The organism is Streptomyces sp. 63XJN7_1_ISO-PGPR-S23-121, from assembly GCF_056173025.1.
Window position 1 is genome coordinate 2,952,123 of record NZ_CM149653.1, and the last position, 16,785, is coordinate 2,968,907.

The window sequence follows — 16,785 nt, forward strand, 5'->3', positions numbered from 1 at the left end:
CGGACGCGAGCCACCGGCAGAAGTATCACCGACAGGACTTCTGCCGGGAGAACCGCCTGGGCGCCGGAGACCGGAAATGATCGACTGAAGGCCGACGCGGAACGCCCCTCCCGGGCCTGCGCGATCCCGACGCCCCGGCGGACGGATCCGCCGAGGGGACGGAGCAGGTGCGGGCCGGGAACGGCTCGGACCATCCGCCGTCGAACGACCGTGGCACACGTGCCGTAGCTCACCGAAACGGGGAACCCTTCAGATGAACACCACTCCGCGTCAGCGCTCCGCGCTGCTCGCCGCCGCGGGCACCGCCCTCGTCCTGTCCCTCACCGCCTGCCAGGGCGACTCGGACACCAAGTCGTCCTCCGCGCCGACCACTTCCGCCACGGTGGCTTCGACCGCAGCGGCCGGCGAGGGCACCGGCACGTCCGGGACGACGGCACCGGCCGGGTCCGCGCGCTCGGCGGGACCGAACGGTGCGGCGGACTCCGCCGACGCCTCCGCGGGGGAGAGCGGCGCGAACGGCGAGCAGGTGACCGCCGCCACCCCGGCCTGCACCGCCCGGGACGTCCGCGTCACCGCCGCCACGCAGGACGGCCCGCCCTACACCCACATCGTCCTCACGGCGCGGAACAGCTCCGGGCACTCCTGCCGTCTGGCGGGCTTCCCGCACGTCCAGTTGCTGGAGAGCCACAAGCAGGACGTCCCGGCCGTCGCCAAGAGCAAGCCGGCCACGCCGGTCGTCCTCGAGGCGGGAGCCCCGGCCTACGCCCTGGTGAGGGTGTCGGACGGCGGGGTCGACGAGGAGAACGAGCCCGTGTCGGCGTTCTCCGTCGTGCTGGAGGGCGACTCCACGGTCATCGCCGTCACCGCGCCCGGCAGCGAGGGCATCGCCGCCGACCCGGCGAAGGCGCTCACCGGCTACTGGACGCCCGAACTGCGCAACGGGGCGGACGACTTCTGAACTCCGCCGCAGGGCACGGCAGTCACCCGGGGTGACGCGCGCGCACCGGCGCCCGGGCCGCGGGCCCGCGCCGGTGCGACCGCGGGCTGCCACCGGATCCGGCGGCACGTCCGGGCCGGGCACCTCGTACCCTCGACGCCATGCCGGTCCCGCACGTCCTCGTCCTCGGCGGCACCACCGAGGCCCGCCGCCTCGCCGCCGCCCTCGCGGGCCTGCCCGGGGTGCGGGTGACGACCTCGCTGGCGGGGCGGGTGACCCGGCCGGGCGCGGTCGACGGCGAGGTGCGCGTCGGCGGGTTCGGCGGTGCGGACGGGCTCGCCGTGTGGCTGCGCGAACAGCGTGTGGACGCCCTCGTCGACGCGACCCACCCCTTCGCCGCGACCATCACGGCGAACGCGGCACGCGCCGCGGCGGCCTGCGGGACCCCTCTGGTGATCCTGCGCCGGCCGGGCTGGCACCCGGGCCCCGGTGACCGGTGGCACCAGGTCGCGTCCCTCCCGGAGGCCGCCGGTCTGCTGCCGCGGCTCGGCCGCCGCGTCCTGCTGACCACCGGCCGCCTCGGGCTGGGGGCCTTCGCCCACCTGGCCGGCCTCCACTTCGTCGCCCGCTCGGTGGAGCCGCCCGAGCCCCCCTTCCCGCCGGACCTGCGGGTCCTGCTGGCCCGCGGCCCCTTCACGGTGGCCGACGAAACCGCCGTCCTCCGCGACCACCGCATCGACGTGGTGGTCACCAAGGACAGCGGGGGAGCGGCCACCGCGGCCAAACTGACGGCTGCCCGGGACCTCGCCCTGCCGGTGGTGGTCGTGCGCCGGCCGCCCCTGCCCGAGGGCGTGCCCGTGGTGCCCGACGTGCCCGGCGTCCTGGAACGGCTGGGCCTCGGATCGCCCTGACCGGGGCGCGTGCCGGGCGCCTCCAGGACGCGGCAGGCGATGTCCGGCTCCCTGCCTACCGGTTGCCCGGGTTGCGCCGCAGCAGGTACGTGTCCATGATCCATCCCTTGCGCTCCCGGGCCTCGGCGCGCAGCCGCTCGATCCGGGGCGCGGCCTCGGCGATCGGGCCGGAGGCGAGGATCTCGTCCGGGGTGCCCAGGTAGGCGCCCCAGTAGATGTCGATGTCCTGGTCGGCGTACTGCCGGAACGCCTGGTGGGCGTCCAGCATCACCACCACGTCGTCCACGCCCTCCGGGAAGCCCTCGGAGAGGCGCCGTCCGGTCGTGATCTGCACCGGGCGCGCCACCCGGTTCAGCCCGGTGCGGTGCCGGGCGACGAGCGAGGAGACGCTGCTGATACCGGGCACGACGTCGTACGCGAACGCCACCGTGCCCCGGTCCAGGATCTCCTCCAGGATGCCCAGCGTGCTGTCGTACAGCGCCGGATCACCCCACACCAGGAACGCGCCGCTCTCGTCCTCGCCCAGCTCCTCGGCGATCAGCCGCTCGTAGATGCCGGCGCGGGCGCTGCGCCAGTCCCCGACGGCGGGGGAGTACGCCGTGCCGCCCGCGGTGCGGTCCCGCTCCGGATCGCGCGCCTCGACCACCCGGTACGTGCCTTCGGGTACGTGCGCCTCCAGCATGTCCCGGCGCAGCCGCACCAGGTCCGCCTTCGCCTCGCCCTTGTCCAGGACGAAGAACACGTCCGTGCTCCGCAGCGCCCGGACCGCCTGGAGGGTGAGCTGGTCGGGGTCGCCCGCGCCGATACCGATCACATGAATCTTCCGCACGCCCCGAGTCTGCCGTACGCCTCCGGCAGGGCCCCGGGCGGGCTGCCGCAGGCCCCGCGGAGGGGCTCTTCAGCCCCGCAGCCGCGGCGCCCGGGCTCCCGCGTCCACCGGCGCGCCGTCCTCCACGTCCCGCGCCAGCTCCCGGGCCCACCGGGCGACCGCGTGCGGATCCACCCCGTACGGCCGCCGCTGCCCGTGCTCCGACGCCGCCCACTCCGTCACGGCCCCGGCCCCTCGCCGCAGCAGCCTGGCCCCGCCGGTGGCGTTGCCGCGCGCCGCGTGCGTGAGGCCGACGGCCAGCTGGGCCAGGCCCCGCCACAGCTCCCGCTCCTCCTCGGGGCCCGACTTCCAGGCGTCCTCGAAGACCTCGTGCGCGTGGAAGGGCTTGCCCTCGTCCAGCAGCCGCTGCGCCTCGGCCACCGTCTCGTCGGGGGCCCGTACTACCCCCTCGGGCTGGCGGGGGACGCCTTCCGCGCCGTGCGGCAACGGGCGTCCGAGCCCGTCCCGCGGCCGGGCGTTGCGGGCCCGCCCCTCGTCGTCGCGGTCCCGCTCGTCGGCCGGGTGGTCCGGGGCTGTGCTGTCGGCAGGGCTGTCCATGGGGTCGATTGTCGCTCGGCCTCCCCGCTTAGCCGTGACCCGGGGTGTGGGGTAAAGTGCTGTCCGCGTGATCGCGCGGTGCACCGCGCGTGAGCACATCGGGACGTGGCGCAGCTTGGTAGCGCACTTGACTGGGGGTCAAGGGGTCGCAGGTTCAAATCCTGTCGTCCCGACTCGTGAGAGTCGCAGGTCAGGGCCGGTTTCGGAGGACTCCGAAACCGGCCCTTGATCATTCCTGGGGATCAGGTGCGGCTGCCACTGCTCCGGCACCGTGAAGTAGTCGGCCGGATCGAGGGCGTTGGGCGGGATCCGCCCTCAGTGGCTTCCTTCGAAGCTGCGGGCCTCTTCGTGCTCCGGTTCCGGTACCGGAGCCTTCTTCTCCACGGCAGGCAGGGCGATCAGCAGCACGGCCGCTCCGAGGAGTGCGAAGACCGTGATCCAGCCCGCGCCGACGTGCATGGCACGGACGAACGCGTCATCGGCGGCCCGAGCAAGAGAGGGCTGGTCGACAGCGGTGGCGACGTGGCGGGCCTGTTCGGCGGACACGCGCGCCTGATCCCGCACCGGGCCGGGCACATCCTCCAGTGAAGGTTCGATCGCGCGTCGGTACATGATCGACATGATCGTGCCGCCCACCGCGAGGCCGATCACGCTGCCGGTCTGCCGCACGGTGTTGGTGACGGCAGATCCCGCACCGGCCTGCTCCAACGGCAGGTTGCTGATCAACGCGGCCGTGACCGGGCCGATCACCATGCCGATCGAGAGGCCCTGCACCAGCAACAGGGCCTCGATCCGGACGAGTGGAGTGCCGAGTCCGAGGAACCCGTACCCGCCCATGGTCAGCGCGGCCACGGTCAACGCCGGCACGGTGACAACGCGCAGCGAAAGGCGGCGGACCAGGCGCGAGGCAAGAGGCGCCCCCGCGAGCGCGCCGACCGCGGTCGGAATGTTGGCCAGACCCGCCTTCATCGGCGAGAAGCCGAGCGCGCCTTGCAGGTAGAACGCGTTGTAGAAGGTGATGGCGGCCACCCCGAAGAGCAGCAGTCCGAGCGCTGCGTTGCCGCCACCGAATGTGCGCTGCGCGAGCAGCCGCGGATCGAAGCTGGGCACCCTGACGCGCAGTTCGACGAGTACGAACACGGCCAGCAGGACCAGACCGGCAACGATCGGCGCCCAGACGTCGGTACGACTCCACGCCGTCACCTGCCCCGCCCGGATCAGCCCGTAGGCCAACCCCACGAGCCCGCTGATCGACAGCAGCATCCCAGCGAGGTCCAGTGGCCGCGGAGTGGGGCTGCGGAAGTTCGGCACCAGCACGGCGAGTCCGACCAACGCCAGTGCCGCGACCGGGACGTTGATCAGGAAGACCGAGCCCCACCAGAAATGGTCGAGCAGGGACCCCGCCAGTACCGGGCCGGCAGCCATTCCGACACCGGCCGACGTCGAGAAAACGCCGATCGCGGCAGCCCGCGCGGGGCCGGTGAAGGTCCACATGAGGATGGCCATCATGGCGGGAGTGATCAGCGCGCTGCCCACCCCCATCGCCGCTCGGGCGGCAATCAGCTGGCCGGCGTCGCTTGCGTAGGCCGCCCAGAGCGAGGACCCGGCGAAGATCAGCAAACCGCCGGAGAACACAGTCCGGTGACCGAACCGATCACCCAATGCGCCTGCGGTGAACATCAATGTGGCGAAAGCCAGCGTGTACGAACCGGTCGCCCATTGCAGCTCACCGGGATCGGCTCCCAGTCCACGGTCCGGGTCCGCAAGGGTCTCCAGCGCAGTACTCAGGACGGTGTTGTCTATCCAGATCAGCAGCGAACACAGCATGAGAACAGCGAGGATCAACTGCTGCTTGGCCTTCGGCAACGCGGGAGGCACGGTCATGTACACCATCGCATATCGCTCGGCGGGAAACTGGACGACTGGACTTTAAGTAAACTCCACGACGTCGTCAAGCTTTTGATTTATTGCCGAGACTGTTGCGGCCGAACGGAATGTATGCCCCTTGCCGCATTTGCGGAATCAATAATTGTGTGCCCCGCCGCGATTTGTTTTTCGAAGAATCCCATGCCTTTTGCGGGGTTGCGACCGAGTCGAATTCATGCCCCCGCTCTTCGACCACGTCGGTCATGGGTGCTCGGCGATCTCCCCTCGCCGCCGGGCCCCGGCGGCGAGGAGCAGCTCCTCGGTCTCGGGATGCGGCCCCCTCGCCGCCCAGTCGAGCGGGGACCAGCCCATGCCGTGGTCCTCTCGCAGGTTCGGATCGGCGCCGCGCTCCAGGAGCGCGCGTACCGCCTCGACGTGACCCCAGCAGGCCGCCCCGCACAGCGGCGTGCCCTCCGACCCGATTCCGCTCTCCGTGTCGGGCGATGCCCCGGCCGCCAGCAGGGCGCGGACGATGCCGGCGTCCCCGTCGACCGCCGCCTGGTACAGCGGCGTGGTGCCCGCGGAGTTGGCCGTCTCGGCGGGCGCGCCCGCGCGCAGCAGGGCCCGCACCCGCGTGAGGTCGCCGATCAGCGCGGCGTCGACGAGACGCCCGGACAGTTTCTTTCGCCGCCTTCGATTCACGACGACCGAGCCTAGTGGGCGGACGTGAGCCGCCGCCGCGAACAGGGGGGTGCCCGCGGTCCTCTGCCTGCGGCAGAACATCGACCCGACCGGCCCGACGGTGATTACAGTCCCGTCGCATGACAACGGTGACGACGCGCACGGTCGAGTACCCCGCCGACGGCCTGACGATGATCGGGCACCTCGCACTGCCCGCCGGCACCGGCCGCCGGCCCACGGTGCTGCTCGGTCCGGAGGGCCCGGGGCTCAGCGACGTGGAACGCCGCCGGGCCGACGCACTCGCCGAACTGGGCTACGTGGCACTGGCCTTCGACCTCCACGGCGGACGCCATCTGACCGACCCCGAGGAGATGCTGGCCCGCTGCATGCCGCTGCTCGCCGTTCCCGACCGGATGCGGGACATCGGCCACGCGGCGCTCGACGTGGTGCGCGCCGAGCCGCGCACCGACCCCGACCGCGTCGCCGCCGTCGGCTACGGCACCGGTGGCATCATCGGGCTGGAACTCGGGCGTGACGGCGTCGACCTGCGGGCGATCGGGACGGTCAACGGACTGAACACCGGCCGACCGGGCGAGGCGGCGCGCATTCGCTGCCCGGTGTGGGCCGGCGTCGGGTCGGAGGACCCGATCATGCCGGTCGCGCAACGCGACGCGTTCACCGCCGAGATGCAGGCCGCGGGCGTCGACTGGCGCCTCGTGGTCTACGGCGGCGCCCAGCACGCCTTCCACTACCCGCCGGTCGACCAGACCTTGCTCCCGGGCGTCGGGCACCACCCACGGCACGCGCCGCGTGCCTGGCGCGACATCGTGGACCTGCTCGCCGAATGCGTGCCCGTGGCGGAGTGATGCGGTCGGTCAGGGAGTGGGCGAGGCCCTGGTCAGCGACATCCAGTCCCGGACCGTCCGCTGGTGCGAACCGCTCGCCGTGCTCGCGGCCACCGCCCGCGCGTCCTCGGCGGTGCACGGCGTTCCCGCGCGCGTGAGCAGGACGAGCGGCCACTCGGGGCCCGCTCCCGCCGGTTCTCCGTCGAAGGCGGTCCAGTCCCAGGGTCCGTCGAACCGCCACGCCCGGCCGGCGGCGTCAGCGACCTCGTCGCCCGGCCGGAGGCACGCGTACGGCCGCAGCAACAGGTCGAAGGTGAAGGGGATCCCGTCGCCGGGGTGGAGGCAGTACCCCGTGCCGTCGAGGTGGCTGTCGTCCGGGAACTCGCGATAGGACAGGCCGCGGCGCAGCACGCTCACGGTCAGACGGGGGCGGGGCAGCCAGCCCGTCTCGAGCGGGGGATCGTGGTGGTCGACGGACGTCACGTGCACCGTGGTCGGCGGCACTCCGACCCGGCAGACGTCGCCCGCCGTCAGCCGCTCGGGCGGCGGGTCGGTCCGGAACAGCTCCGCCCGCACCTCGGGCTCCGAGCGTTCGGCCCCCGCCACGCCAAGGGCGACGACGCCGTTCCAGTGGATGAAGTCGCTGTCGCTGTCGATGTCCCACCACGGCCATCGCACCGCGATGCGTCCCCACGTCACACCTCGCTCCACGCGAGTCGGTGTGAAGGGGCAGGCGACCGACAGCACGTCACCGGCCCGGAAGTCCCCCGAGTCCATCACCGGGCCAGGGTAGACGGCCGCCGCCCGGGCAGGCCAGAGCGTTCGGAGCGGCCTGACGCGCTCAATCGGGGGTCCCGGGTGTAAGAGGACGCGATTGCGCACGTCACCGGAGGGAGTAAATCTGCACTGGCGGGTGTAGACATTGCCTTGGATTGGCGCTAGTGTTCTGGGTGTAGCCAGAAGTCGAAGGACACGGCAGAGACGAACTGCCGTGCAAGCACCAGTACGAACAGATCGATCGAAAGAGGTAAGGAGCGAAACGCCATCAGGATCGCCCGGGTGGGCAGAACCGCCCGGGTACCGCAGACCCCGGATTGGATGGTGGTCCCCGGTCACGCAGCCGCGATCCCCGCAAGCCCGTTCTTCCAGGCGGCACATGCGGATACAGAAGGCCGGCGCAGTCAGCCGGTAGATGGTGTGGAAAGCTCGGGGCCCGGGTGCCGGTCGGCGCCCGGGCCCCCCGACGCGTCACCCGGAAGAAGAGGTCTATGCCCCCTGGCAGTTCCCGCCCCGTCGACAACCTCGACGACGACGACTACCCCGCCTACACCATGGGCCGGGCCGCCGACATGCTCGGCACCACCCCCGCCTTCCTTCGCGTCCTGGGCGAACACCGCCTGATCACCCCGCTGCGTTCCGAAGGCGGCCACCGCCGCTACTCCCGCTACCAGCTGCGCATCGCCGCCCGCGCCCGCGAACTGGTGGACGCCGGCACCGCGGTCGAAGCCGCCTGCCGGATCATCATCCTCGAAGACCAGCTCGAAGAAGCCCAGCGCATCAACGAGGAACTCCGCGCCGCACAGGGCACCGGCACGCAGCCGAAAAGCTCGGTCTGACGCTCGACCGCCGCGGTCGGCGGACCGCTGAGCTGCGGGGCACAAAGGGCAGGCCGGACGCCCTCGTCGCCCCGCAGCACGGGGACGTCCGCCCCGTCGCCCCCCAGTCCTCGGCGATCCGGACGTCGGCGCGGCCGGGGACGCGCTCCCGCCGGCCGAACGCGCAGCCGCCTCCGCGAGCGGCCGAACCGCGCCGAACCGCCACCAGCGCCGGTCTCACCACCCCCGGCGCCCCGGGCAGCGGCCCTCCGGGCCCGGCGGGTCAAGCGGCCCCCGGCGCCTCCAGGACCAGACGGATCTCCGTCACGTCATAGCGGGCGCGGTCGAAGGCACCGGCCATCGGGACGTTCGTCGTGTCCGTCGTCGCGGTGAGGCGCTCCGCGCCCTCGGCCGCGTGGAAGCGGGTGATCTCGGCGAGGATCTCGGCGATCAGCCCCTTGCCGCGCTGCTCGGGTACGACACCGAGATAGCCGACGTTGCGGTGGTACGGGGTCGCCGAAGGGACTGCCAGACCGGCGAGCGTGCCGTCGGGCAGCTCCGCGAGCCGCCACCAGGAGCGCTCGCCCGGGCAGTCGAGGTAGAACCGCATGTCCTCCTCGGCGAGTTGCCTGGCGTCCTTCGTGCGCAGTTCGTCACGGGTGGCCTCGTCGAGGCTGCCGGCCGAGACCTGGACGAAGGCCTCCAGGAACTCGTCGTCGCTGCCCTCCCGGAACGTCAGCCGGCTGCCCGCCTCGGGCAGTCCCGCCGCCGGAGTCCACTCGTAGCGCAGGCGCCGGATCTCCCGGCTCAGCCCCGTGCGCAGGCCCGCTTCGCGACGCCAGGCGACCGCCTCGGCCAGTTCGGAGCGGCGGTCCCAGTCCGCCGGGAGGGAGAGGTTGTACAGCGGGCGCGTGCCGAGGGCGGCGTGCCCGGCTTCGAGGAGTCCGGTGGCGACGGCGACCGGATCGCTGGCCGTGGAGCGGACCTGGAGGCAGTCGAGCGCCAGGGGGCGTTCACTGTCGGCACGGCCCCACCACAGCGCGCGGGCCAGGACCTGTCCGCCGTCCTCGGCGAGCCAGACCCACTCCGGGCGGAACCGGCCGGCGTCGAGTTCCTCGCGGATTCTTACGGCGGTGAGAGCGGCGAGGGGACCGTCGGCCGGGTACGAGACGGCACGATCCAGGACGGTGGGGTCCGCTGCGGCGGAAAGGAAGCGCATCGGCCCCATGATCACGGCCGGGAACGCACGCGAGCAACGCATTTGTTGCCCTCCGTCTCCCCCCGGCCGCATGCTGCTCACGAGTCCGTGATGCCGTCCTGCGGTGCCGGCGCGAAGGCGTGCGGGTCCGTCTCCGCCGGCCGGCGACGGGCGTGGCAGGGGCACAGGGCCCGGCCCAGAGGAGTGACGTCGGGAAGTGCGCGGGCCGTGGCCTGTCCCGGCGCCGGAGTGGGCCGCCGGCCTTAGTGTTCGACGCACGGACGAGCCGGACGCCCCGCCCGGCGCCGTCGCACGCCGGGACCCGTGACGGGGCGTCAGAGGTGGTGGCGGCGGTCGGCGGCGGCGCGCTCGTACCGTGCGCGTGCCTCGGCGGCGGCCGGGCGGGCGGAGATCTCGGCCACCGGCACGTCCCACCAGGCCTCGGCGCCGGGGGCGGTCACCGTCGGGTCCGTCTCGACGTGGACGCAGGTCGGACGGGTCGCCGTACGGACCGCCGCCAGCGCCTCCCGCAGCTCGCGCACCGTCTTGGCGCGCAGCACCTCCATGCCGAGGCTGGCCGCGTTGGCGGCGAGGTCGACGGGCAGCGGGGCGCCGGTGAAGGTGCCGTCGGCGGCGCGCTGGCGGTAGGCGGTGCCGAAGCGCTCCGCGCCGACCGACTCGGACAGGCCGCCGATGGAGGCGTAGCCGTGGTTCTGCACGATCACCAGCTTGACCGGCAGATTCTCCTGCACGGCGGTGACGATCTCCGTCGGGTTCATCAGATAGGTGCCGTCCCCGACGAGGGCCCACACGGGCGTGCCGGGCGCCGCCTGCTGCACGCCGATCGCGGCCGGGATCTCGTAGCCCATGCACGAGTAGCCGTACTCCAGGTGGTACTGGCGCGGGGAGCGGGCCCGCCACAGTTTGTGCAGGTCACCGGGGAGCGAACCGGCCGCGTTGATCACCACGTCCTCGTCGCCGACGACCGCGTCCAGGGCGCCCAGCACGTGGGTCTGCGTCGGGACGGCGTTGTCGTCGTCCGCCGTCAGGGCCGCCTCCACGACCTGCTCCCAGCGGTCCTTGCCCGCGCGGTACTCCGCCTCGTACTCCGGCGCCACCCGGTGTCCCGCGAGGGCGTCGGTCAGCAGCGTGAGACCGGCCCGCGCGTCGCAGACCAGGGTGCGGGCGGCGAGCTTGTGGGCGTCGAAGGCGGTGATGTTGAGGTTCAGGAAGCGGACGTCCGGTCGGCGGAAGAGGGTGCCGGAGGCCGTGGTGAAGTCCGAGTGGCGGGTGCCGATGCCGATCACCAGGTCCGCCGTGCGGGCCAGGTCGTCGCTGACGGCGGTGCCGGTGTGGCCGATGCCGCCGAGGTCGGCCGGGTGGTCGTGGCGCAGGGATCCCTTGCCGGCCTGGGTGGAGGCGACCGGGATGCCGGTGGCGTCCACGAAAACCTTCAGCGCCGCCTCCGCCTCACTGTGGTGGACGCCGCCGCCCGCGACGATCAGCGGGCGCTCCGCGGCGCGGACCGCGCGGACCGCCTCGGCCAGTTCCGCCGGGTCGGGGGCGGGACGCCGTACATGCCAGACGCGGTCGGCGAAGAACTCCTCCGGCCAGTCGTACGCCTGCGCCTGGACGTCCTGGGGGAGGGCGAGGGTGACCGCCCCGGTCTCGGCCGGGTCGCTCAGCACCCGCATCGCCCGCAGCGCGGAGGCGATCAGGGCGTCCGGGCGGGTGACGCGGTCGAAGTACCGGGACACCGGGCGCAGGGTGTCGTTGACGGACACGTCGGCCTCGGTCGGGTGCTCCAGCTGCTGGAGCAGCGGGTCGGAGGCGTGCGAGGCGAAGTAGTCGCCGGGGAGCAGCAGGACCGGCAGGCGGTTGACCGTGGCGAGGGCGGCGCCGGTGACCAGGTTGGTGGCGCCCGGGCCGATGGAGGTCGTCACCGCCTGCGCCGACAAGCGGTTGAGGTGGCGGGCGTGCCCGACGGCCGCGTGCACCATCGCCTGTTCGTTGCGGCCCTGGTGGTACGGCATGACGCCGGCGTACTCCACGAGTGCCTGCCCGAGGCCGGCCACGTTGCCGTGGCCGAAGACGCCCCAGGTGCCGGCGATCAGACGGTGCCGTACGCCGTCGCGTTCGGTGTACTGGGCGGCCAGGAAGCGCACCAGGGCCTGGGCGGTGGTCAGTCGGAGGGTGACGGCGCTCATGCGGACCTCTCGGGTGCGGTGTAGAGGGGGAGCCGGGGGTCGACCGGACGGCCGGGCCAGGTGTCGCGGATCCAGGCGTGGCCGGGATGGTCGCTGATCAGCCAGGCGCGTTCGGCCCCGGGGCCCGCCATGACGTTGAGGTAGTACATGTGGTGGCCCGGTACGGCCATCGACGGTCCGTGCCAGCCGTCGGGGATGAGGACGACGTCCCCGTCGCGGACCTCGGCCAGCACGTCCGTGCCCCGTCCCCGCCCGGACGGCGAGACCCGCTGGTAGCCGAGGCCGGGGATGCCGTCGTGGGCGGCGAACTCGAAGTAGTAGATCTCCTCGAGCACAGACTCCTCGCCGGGGCGGTGCTCGTCGTGCTTGTGCGGCGGGAACGACGACCAGTTGCCGCCCGGGGTGATCACCTCGACGGCGATCAGCCTGTCGCACTCGAAGACGTCCGCGGCACCGAAGTTGTTGACCTGCCGCGAGCAGTTGCCGGTGCCCCGGAGCTCCACCGGGACGGACGAGGCCGGGCCGTAGCGGGCGGGCAGGCGCCGGGTGCAGCGGGCGCCCGTGAGGGCGAACCGGCCGCCGCCGGCGGACGTCACCGTCGTACGGGCGTCGCGCGGTACGTAGGCGAAGTCGGTGACGCCGTCGAACACGCCGGAGCGGCCGGTGAGCTCGAACGTCTCCCGGCCGAAGTCGTCCGCGGTGGCGACCGTGCAGCCGCCGCCGAGCGGCAGGACGATCCATTCGCTGTCGCCGCTGTCGAAGGTGTGGTTGCCGCCGGGCGGCAGGTGGAGCACGCGCAGACCGGAGTGGCCCCAGCCGGCCTTCTCGGGCGTCACGTCCACGGTGTACGGGCCGTCGGCCGCCCCGCCCGCGGGAAGGTGATAGGTCATCGGGTCCTCTCCCGTCCTCTCTCGCGTCACGTCTCCTGGTTCACAACAGGCCGACGGCGGTGTCCACCGCCTGTTCCACCGTGCCCTCCGCGGGGTAGAGAAGCGAGCGCCCGACGACCATGCCCTGCACGGTGGGCAGCCTGAGCGCCTTGCGCCAGCGCTCGTAGGCGGCGGCCTGGTCCGCGGGGGAGCCGCCTATGTCGCCGCCGAGCAGCACCACGGGCAGCGTGGAGGTCTCCAGGACCTCGCCCATGTCGTCCGGGTCGCGGGTGACGGGCAGCTTCAGCCAGGTGTAGGCGGAGGTGCCGCCCAGGCCCGAGGCGACGGCGACCGAACGGGTGACGGCCTCGGCGGACAGGTCGTTGCGGACGCGGCCGTCGATCCGCCGGGAGACGAACGGCTCGACGAACACGGGGAGCTCGCGCGCCGCCATGGCGTCGACCGCGCGGGCCGCGGACTCCAGGGTGGACAGCGAGCCGGGGTCGTCGTAGTCGATGCGCAGCAGCAGCTTGCCCGCGTCGAAGCGCAGGCGGGCGATGTCGTCGGCGCGGTGCCCGGTGAAGCGGTCGTCCATCTCGAAGGCGGCGCCCGCGAGGCCCCCGCGGTTCATCGAGCCCATGACGACCTTGTTCTCCAGCGCCCCGAGCAGCAGCAGGTCCTCCAGCACGTCGGCGGTGGCCAGCACCCCGTCGACACCGGGCCGTGACAGCGCGGTGCACAGGCGTTCCAGCAGACCGGCCCGGTTGGCCATGGCGAGCCGCCGGCCGCCCACACCGAGCGCGCCGCGCGCCGGATGGTCCGCGGCCACGATCAGCAGGCGCCCGGAGTCGCCGATCAGCGGACGGCGTACCCGGCGGGCCGCCGCCTCCGCGATGGCCTCCGGGTGCCGGGCTCTGACCGCCGTGAGGTCGGGGATGCTCAGGGACAAGGCAACGCTCCGTTCAGGGAGTGGCTCGCGCGAGGAGGCCGTCGACCTCCGCCCCGGTGGGCATCGCGGAGGAGCAGGCGAGACGGGAGGCGACGAGGGCGCCGGCCGCGTTGGCGTACCGCACGGTCCGCTCCAGTTCCCAGCCGGACAGCAGGCCGTGGCACAGGGAGCCGCCGAACGCGTCGCCCGCGCCCAGGCCGTTGACCACCTCGACCGGCACCGGCGGCACCTCGGCCGTCCGGCCGTCGCGGTGCACGGCGAGCACACCGGCCGGGCCCTGTTTGACGACGGCCAGCTCCACGCCCGAGGCCAGCAGCGCCTCGGCACAGGCCCACGGCTCGCGCACGCCGGTGGCGATCTCGCACTCGTCGAGGTTGCCGACGGCGACGGTCGCGTGCCGCAGCGCCTCGGCGTAGTGGGGGCGGGCCTGGTCGGGGTCGGCCCAGAACATCGGGCGCCAGTCCAGGTCGAAGACCGTGATCCCGGCCCCGGCGCGGTGGGCGAGGGCGCCCAGGGTCGCGGTGCGGCTCGGCTCCTCGCTCAGTCCGGTGCCGGTGACCCAGAAGACGCGGGCCGCGCGGATCGCGTGGTGGTCCAGCTCCTCGGGGCGAATCTCCAGGTCGGGAGCCTTGGGCCGGCGGTAGAAGTAGAGCGGGAAGTCGTCCGGCGGGAAGACCTCGCAGAAGGTGACGGGCGTCGGGTACGCGGCCACCGGTGCGACCCAGCGGTCGTCGACGCCGAACTCCCGGAGGGCCCGGTGCAGATAGCGGCCGAACGGGTCGTCGCCCGTGCGGGTGATGACGGCCGCGGCACGGCCGAGGCGGGCGGCGGCGACCGCCACGTTCGCGGCCGAGCCGCCGAGGAACTTGCCGAACGTTTCGACCTCCGCAAGGGATACGCCCGTCTGAAGTGGATAGAGATCCACTCCGATGCGGCCCATCGTGATCAGATCGAACTGCCGGACCGGCTCGGCCATGTACGACGCTCCTCGGGCTGGGCGGGGGCTGCCGCCTCCCAGATGTAGGACGGCGGAAGGACCCTGTCAATAGTTTGTACTTACATTCTGACCAGCTCGTGAAATAATGTCCTAACAAAGTATTGACAGCGGGCCTCTCAGGGACTTGTATCCGGTCCCAGCGCCAACAGCCGTTCTTCTCCCCTCCGACACACGGTTCCCCGTCGCACAGTGAGGTGCAGGAAAGATGGTCCGCTCTTCGCACGCCCGCTCCCGCAGACTCGCCCCGGCCGTGGCCCTCGCCGCGGCGGCGCTGACCCTCGCCGGCTGCTCCAGCGGCTCCGGGGGCAAGAAGGCCGACGAAGAGGGGGACTCCGGCGCCTCCGCGGGCAAGGCGAACACCCCGCGCATGACGGTCGCCCTGGTCACCCATCAGGCGCCCGGCGACACCTTCTGGGACATCGTCCGCAAGGGTGCCGAGGCCGCCGCCGCCAAGGACAACGTCAAGCTCGTCTACTCCGCCGACCCCAACGCGGGCAACCAGGCCAGTCTGGTGCAGAACGCGATCGACCAGAAGGTCGACGGCATCGCGGTCACCCTCGCCAAGCCGGACGCCCTCCGCGGGGTCCTGGCCGAGGCCGAGCAGGCCGGCATACCCGTCGTCGGCCTCAACTCCGGCCTCGCCGACTGGAAGAAGCTCGGCCTGCTGGAGTTCTTCGGGCAGGACGAGAGCGTGGCGGGCGAAGCCTTCGGCAAGAAGCTGAACGAGGTCGGCGCCAAGAGGGCCGTCTGCGTGATCCACGAGCAGGGCAACGTCGGCCTGACCCAGCGCTGCGACGGGGTGAAGAAGACCTTCGAGGGCTCGGTGGAGAACCTCTACGTCAACGGCACCGACATGCCGTCCGTGAAGTCGACGATCACCGCGAAGCTGAAGCAGGACGGCGCCGTCGACCACGTCGTCACGCTCGGCGCCCCGTTCGCCATGGCCGCGACGCAGTCCGTCGAGGAGACCGGCAGCAAGGCCGAGGTCGCCACCTTCGACCTCAACAAGGAACTCACCGGCGCCATCGAGAAGGGCACCATCGAGTTCGCCGTCGACCAGCAGCCCTTCCTCCAGGGCTACTTGGCGGTCGACGGCCTGTGGCTGCAGAAGAACAACGGCAACTACAGCGGCGGCGGCGAGCAGCCGGTGCTGACCGGCCCGGCCTTCGTCGACAAGTCCAACGTCGAGGCCGTCGCCGGGTTCGCCGCGAAGGGCACCCGGTGATGAGCGCGTCCCCACGGGCCGAGCCGGCGGTGACCGCACCGCCGGCTCCCGGCCCGCGACCGGCCGACGGGCGGACCCGGCGGCGCTCGCCGGCGCTGCGGCTGCTGGCCCGCCCCGAGGTGGGCGTGTTCCTCGGCGCCGTCGCCGTGTTCGTCTTCTTCCTGGTCGCCGCGCCCCCGGTCCGCGACGGCGGCTCCATGGCGACGGTCCTCTACCAGTCGTCCACCATCGGCATCATGGCGCTGCCGGTCGCCCTGCTGATGATCGGCGGCGAGTTCGACCTGTCCGCCGGCGTCGCCGTGGTCACCTCGGCGCTCACCGCCGCCATGCTCAGCTACCAGCTCACCATGAACGTCTGGATGGGCGTGGTCGTCGCCCTCGCGGTCTCCCTGGGCGTCGGCGCCTTCAACGGCTGGGTACTGGTCAGGACCGGACTGCCGAGCTTCCTCGTCACCCTCGGCACCTTCCTGATCCTCCAGGGCGTCAACCTCGCCGTCACCAAACTGGTCACCGGCAACGTCGCCACCGACGACATCAGCGACATGGACGGCTTCGACCAGGCCGAGGCGCTCTTCGCCTCGTCCTTCGGCGTCGGCGGCGTCCAGGTGAAGATCACCGTCGTGTGGTGGCTGGCCTTCGCCGCGCTCGCCACCTGGGTGCTGCTGCGCACCAAGTACGGCAACTGGGTCTTCGCGGTCGGCGGCGACCAGGAGTCGGCCCGCGCGGTCGGCGTCCCCGTCACCTTCACGAAGATCACGCTGTTCATGCTGGTCGGCTTCGGTGCCTGGTTCGTCGGCATGCACCAGCTGTTCTCCTTCAACACCGTGCAGTCCGGCGAGGGCGTCGGCCAGGAGCTGATCTACATCGCCGCGGCCGTCATCGGCGGCTGCCTGCTCACCGGCGGCTACGGCTCCGCCGTCGGCCCGGTCTTCGGCGCCTTCATGTTCGGCATGGTGAACCAGGGCATCGTCTACGCCGGATGGAACCCCGACTGGTTCAAGGCGTTCCTGGGCGTGATGCTGCTCGGTGCCGTCCTCATCAATCTGTGGGTCCGCCGCGCGGCGACCCGGAGGTGATCG

Annotated in this window: 17 protein-coding genes and 1 tRNA gene; 7 read left to right on the forward strand and 11 right to left on the reverse strand. The window is 72.5% G+C overall.

Annotated features, from left to right (window positions below):
* Nucleotides 1–253 precede the first annotated feature (253 nt).
* The gene (locus tag AC0VYN_RS12825) at nt 254–958 is read left to right on the forward strand and encodes a DUF4232 domain-containing protein (protein ID WP_475536086.1); all 705 of its coding nucleotides are present in this window, start codon (nt 254–256) and stop codon (nt 956–958) included.
* A 140-nt stretch (nt 959–1,098) separates the two neighbouring features.
* A complete protein-coding gene (locus AC0VYN_RS12830) occupies nt 1,099–1,848 on the forward strand; it encodes a cobalt-precorrin-6A reductase (RefSeq protein ID WP_385460186.1) in 750 nt (249 codons plus the stop codon).
* A 55-nt stretch (nt 1,849–1,903) separates the two neighbouring features.
* Here the strand turns inward: AC0VYN_RS12830 and cobF are convergent, their stop codons facing one another.
* Nucleotides 1,904–2,677 (reverse strand): precorrin-6A synthase (deacetylating), encoded by a 774-nt coding sequence (cobF, locus tag AC0VYN_RS12835; RefSeq protein ID WP_475536087.1) that lies wholly within the window; start codon nt 2,675–2,677, stop codon nt 1,904–1,906.
* A 69-nt stretch (nt 2,678–2,746) separates the two neighbouring features.
* Nucleotides 2,747–3,274, reverse strand: a complete 528-nt coding sequence (locus AC0VYN_RS12840) for a DUF309 domain-containing protein (protein ID WP_475536088.1) — start codon at nt 3,272–3,274, stop codon at nt 2,747–2,749.
* Nucleotides 3,275–3,373: 99 nt separating this feature from the next.
* On the opposite strand from AC0VYN_RS12840, the gene AC0VYN_RS12845 reads away from it, so the two are divergent.
* A tRNA-Pro gene (locus AC0VYN_RS12845) sits at nt 3,374–3,447 on the forward strand.
* Nucleotides 3,448–3,589: 142 nt separating this feature from the next.
* Here the strand turns inward: AC0VYN_RS12845 and AC0VYN_RS12850 are convergent.
* The 3 genes from AC0VYN_RS12850 to AC0VYN_RS12860 all read right to left on the reverse strand — a co-directional run bounded on the left by AC0VYN_RS12850 (nt 3,590) and on the right by AC0VYN_RS12860 (nt 5,842).
* Nucleotides 3,590–5,158 carry an MFS transporter gene (locus tag AC0VYN_RS12850; protein WP_475536089.1) on the reverse strand — a complete coding sequence of 523 codons (1,569 nt, stop codon included), beginning with the start codon at nt 5,156–5,158 and terminating at the stop codon, nt 3,590–3,592.
* A 67-nt stretch (nt 5,159–5,225) separates the two neighbouring features.
* Nucleotides 5,226–5,405 (reverse strand): hypothetical protein, encoded by a 180-nt coding sequence (locus tag AC0VYN_RS12855; RefSeq protein ID WP_475536090.1) that lies wholly within the window; start codon nt 5,403–5,405, stop codon nt 5,226–5,228.
* The gene (locus AC0VYN_RS12860; RefSeq protein WP_475536091.1) at nt 5,402–5,842 is read right to left on the reverse strand and encodes an ankyrin repeat domain-containing protein; all 441 of its coding nucleotides are present in this window, start codon (nt 5,840–5,842) and stop codon (nt 5,402–5,404) included. The genes AC0VYN_RS12855 and AC0VYN_RS12860 overlap by 4 nt, the downstream gene beginning before the upstream one ends.
* Nucleotides 5,843–5,961: 119 nt before the next feature.
* Here AC0VYN_RS12860 and AC0VYN_RS12865 point away from each other — a divergent pair, with 119 nt between their 5' ends.
* Nucleotides 5,962–6,687, forward strand: a complete 726-nt coding sequence (locus AC0VYN_RS12865) for a dienelactone hydrolase family protein (RefSeq protein WP_475536092.1) — start codon at nt 5,962–5,964, stop codon at nt 6,685–6,687.
* A gap of 9 nt (nt 6,688–6,696) precedes the next feature.
* Here AC0VYN_RS12865 and AC0VYN_RS12870 read toward each other — a convergent pair whose 3' ends face one another.
* Complete coding sequence (locus AC0VYN_RS12870) at nt 6,697–7,443, reverse strand: hypothetical protein (protein WP_475536871.1); 747 nt, start codon at nt 7,441–7,443, stop codon at nt 6,697–6,699.
* Nucleotides 7,444–7,934: 491 nt separating this feature from the next.
* Here AC0VYN_RS12870 and AC0VYN_RS12875 point away from each other — a divergent pair, with 491 nt between their 5' ends.
* A complete protein-coding gene (locus AC0VYN_RS12875) occupies nt 7,935–8,282 on the forward strand; it encodes a MerR family transcriptional regulator (protein WP_475536093.1) in 348 nt (115 codons plus the stop codon).
* A 262-nt stretch (nt 8,283–8,544) separates the two neighbouring features.
* On the opposite strand, the gene AC0VYN_RS12880 is transcribed toward AC0VYN_RS12875, so the two are convergent.
* The 5 genes from AC0VYN_RS12880 to iolC all read right to left on the reverse strand — a co-directional run bounded on the left by AC0VYN_RS12880 (nt 8,545) and on the right by iolC (nt 14,460).
* On the reverse strand, nt 8,545–9,480 hold the full coding sequence (locus AC0VYN_RS12880; protein ID WP_475536094.1) for a GNAT family N-acetyltransferase: 936 nt from the start codon (nt 9,478–9,480) through the stop codon (nt 8,545–8,547).
* A 314-nt stretch (nt 9,481–9,794) separates the two neighbouring features.
* Nucleotides 9,795–11,666, reverse strand: coding sequence for a 3D-(3,5/4)-trihydroxycyclohexane-1,2-dione acylhydrolase (decyclizing) (gene iolD / locus AC0VYN_RS12885; RefSeq protein ID WP_475536095.1), 1,872 nt, complete (start codon nt 11,664–11,666; stop codon nt 9,795–9,797).
* Entirely contained in the window at nt 11,663–12,556 is an 894-nt protein-coding gene (gene iolB / locus AC0VYN_RS12890; protein WP_475536096.1) for a 5-deoxy-glucuronate isomerase, read from the reverse strand. The genes iolD and iolB overlap by 4 nt, the downstream gene beginning before the upstream one ends.
* Nucleotides 12,557–12,596: 40 nt before the next feature.
* The gene (locus tag AC0VYN_RS12895; RefSeq protein ID WP_386925438.1) at nt 12,597–13,484 is read right to left on the reverse strand and encodes a Cgl0159 family (beta/alpha)8-fold protein; all 888 of its coding nucleotides are present in this window, start codon (nt 13,482–13,484) and stop codon (nt 12,597–12,599) included.
* Between the two features lie 13 nt (nt 13,485–13,497).
* Nucleotides 13,498–14,460 carry a 5-dehydro-2-deoxygluconokinase gene (gene iolC / locus AC0VYN_RS12900; protein WP_475536097.1) on the reverse strand — a complete coding sequence of 321 codons (963 nt, stop codon included), beginning with the start codon at nt 14,458–14,460 and terminating at the stop codon, nt 13,498–13,500.
* Nucleotides 14,461–14,686: 226 nt separating this feature from the next.
* Here iolC and AC0VYN_RS12905 point away from each other — a divergent pair, with 226 nt between their 5' ends.
* A complete protein-coding gene (locus tag AC0VYN_RS12905; protein WP_475536098.1) occupies nt 14,687–15,706 on the forward strand; it encodes a sugar ABC transporter substrate-binding protein in 1,020 nt (339 codons plus the stop codon).
* Nucleotides 15,706–16,782 carry an ABC transporter permease gene (locus tag AC0VYN_RS12910; protein WP_475536099.1) on the forward strand — a complete coding sequence of 359 codons (1,077 nt, stop codon included), beginning with the start codon at nt 15,706–15,708 and terminating at the stop codon, nt 16,780–16,782. The genes AC0VYN_RS12905 and AC0VYN_RS12910 overlap by 1 nt, the downstream gene beginning before the upstream one ends.
* The last annotated feature ends 3 nt before the right edge of the window (nt 16,783–16,785 follow it).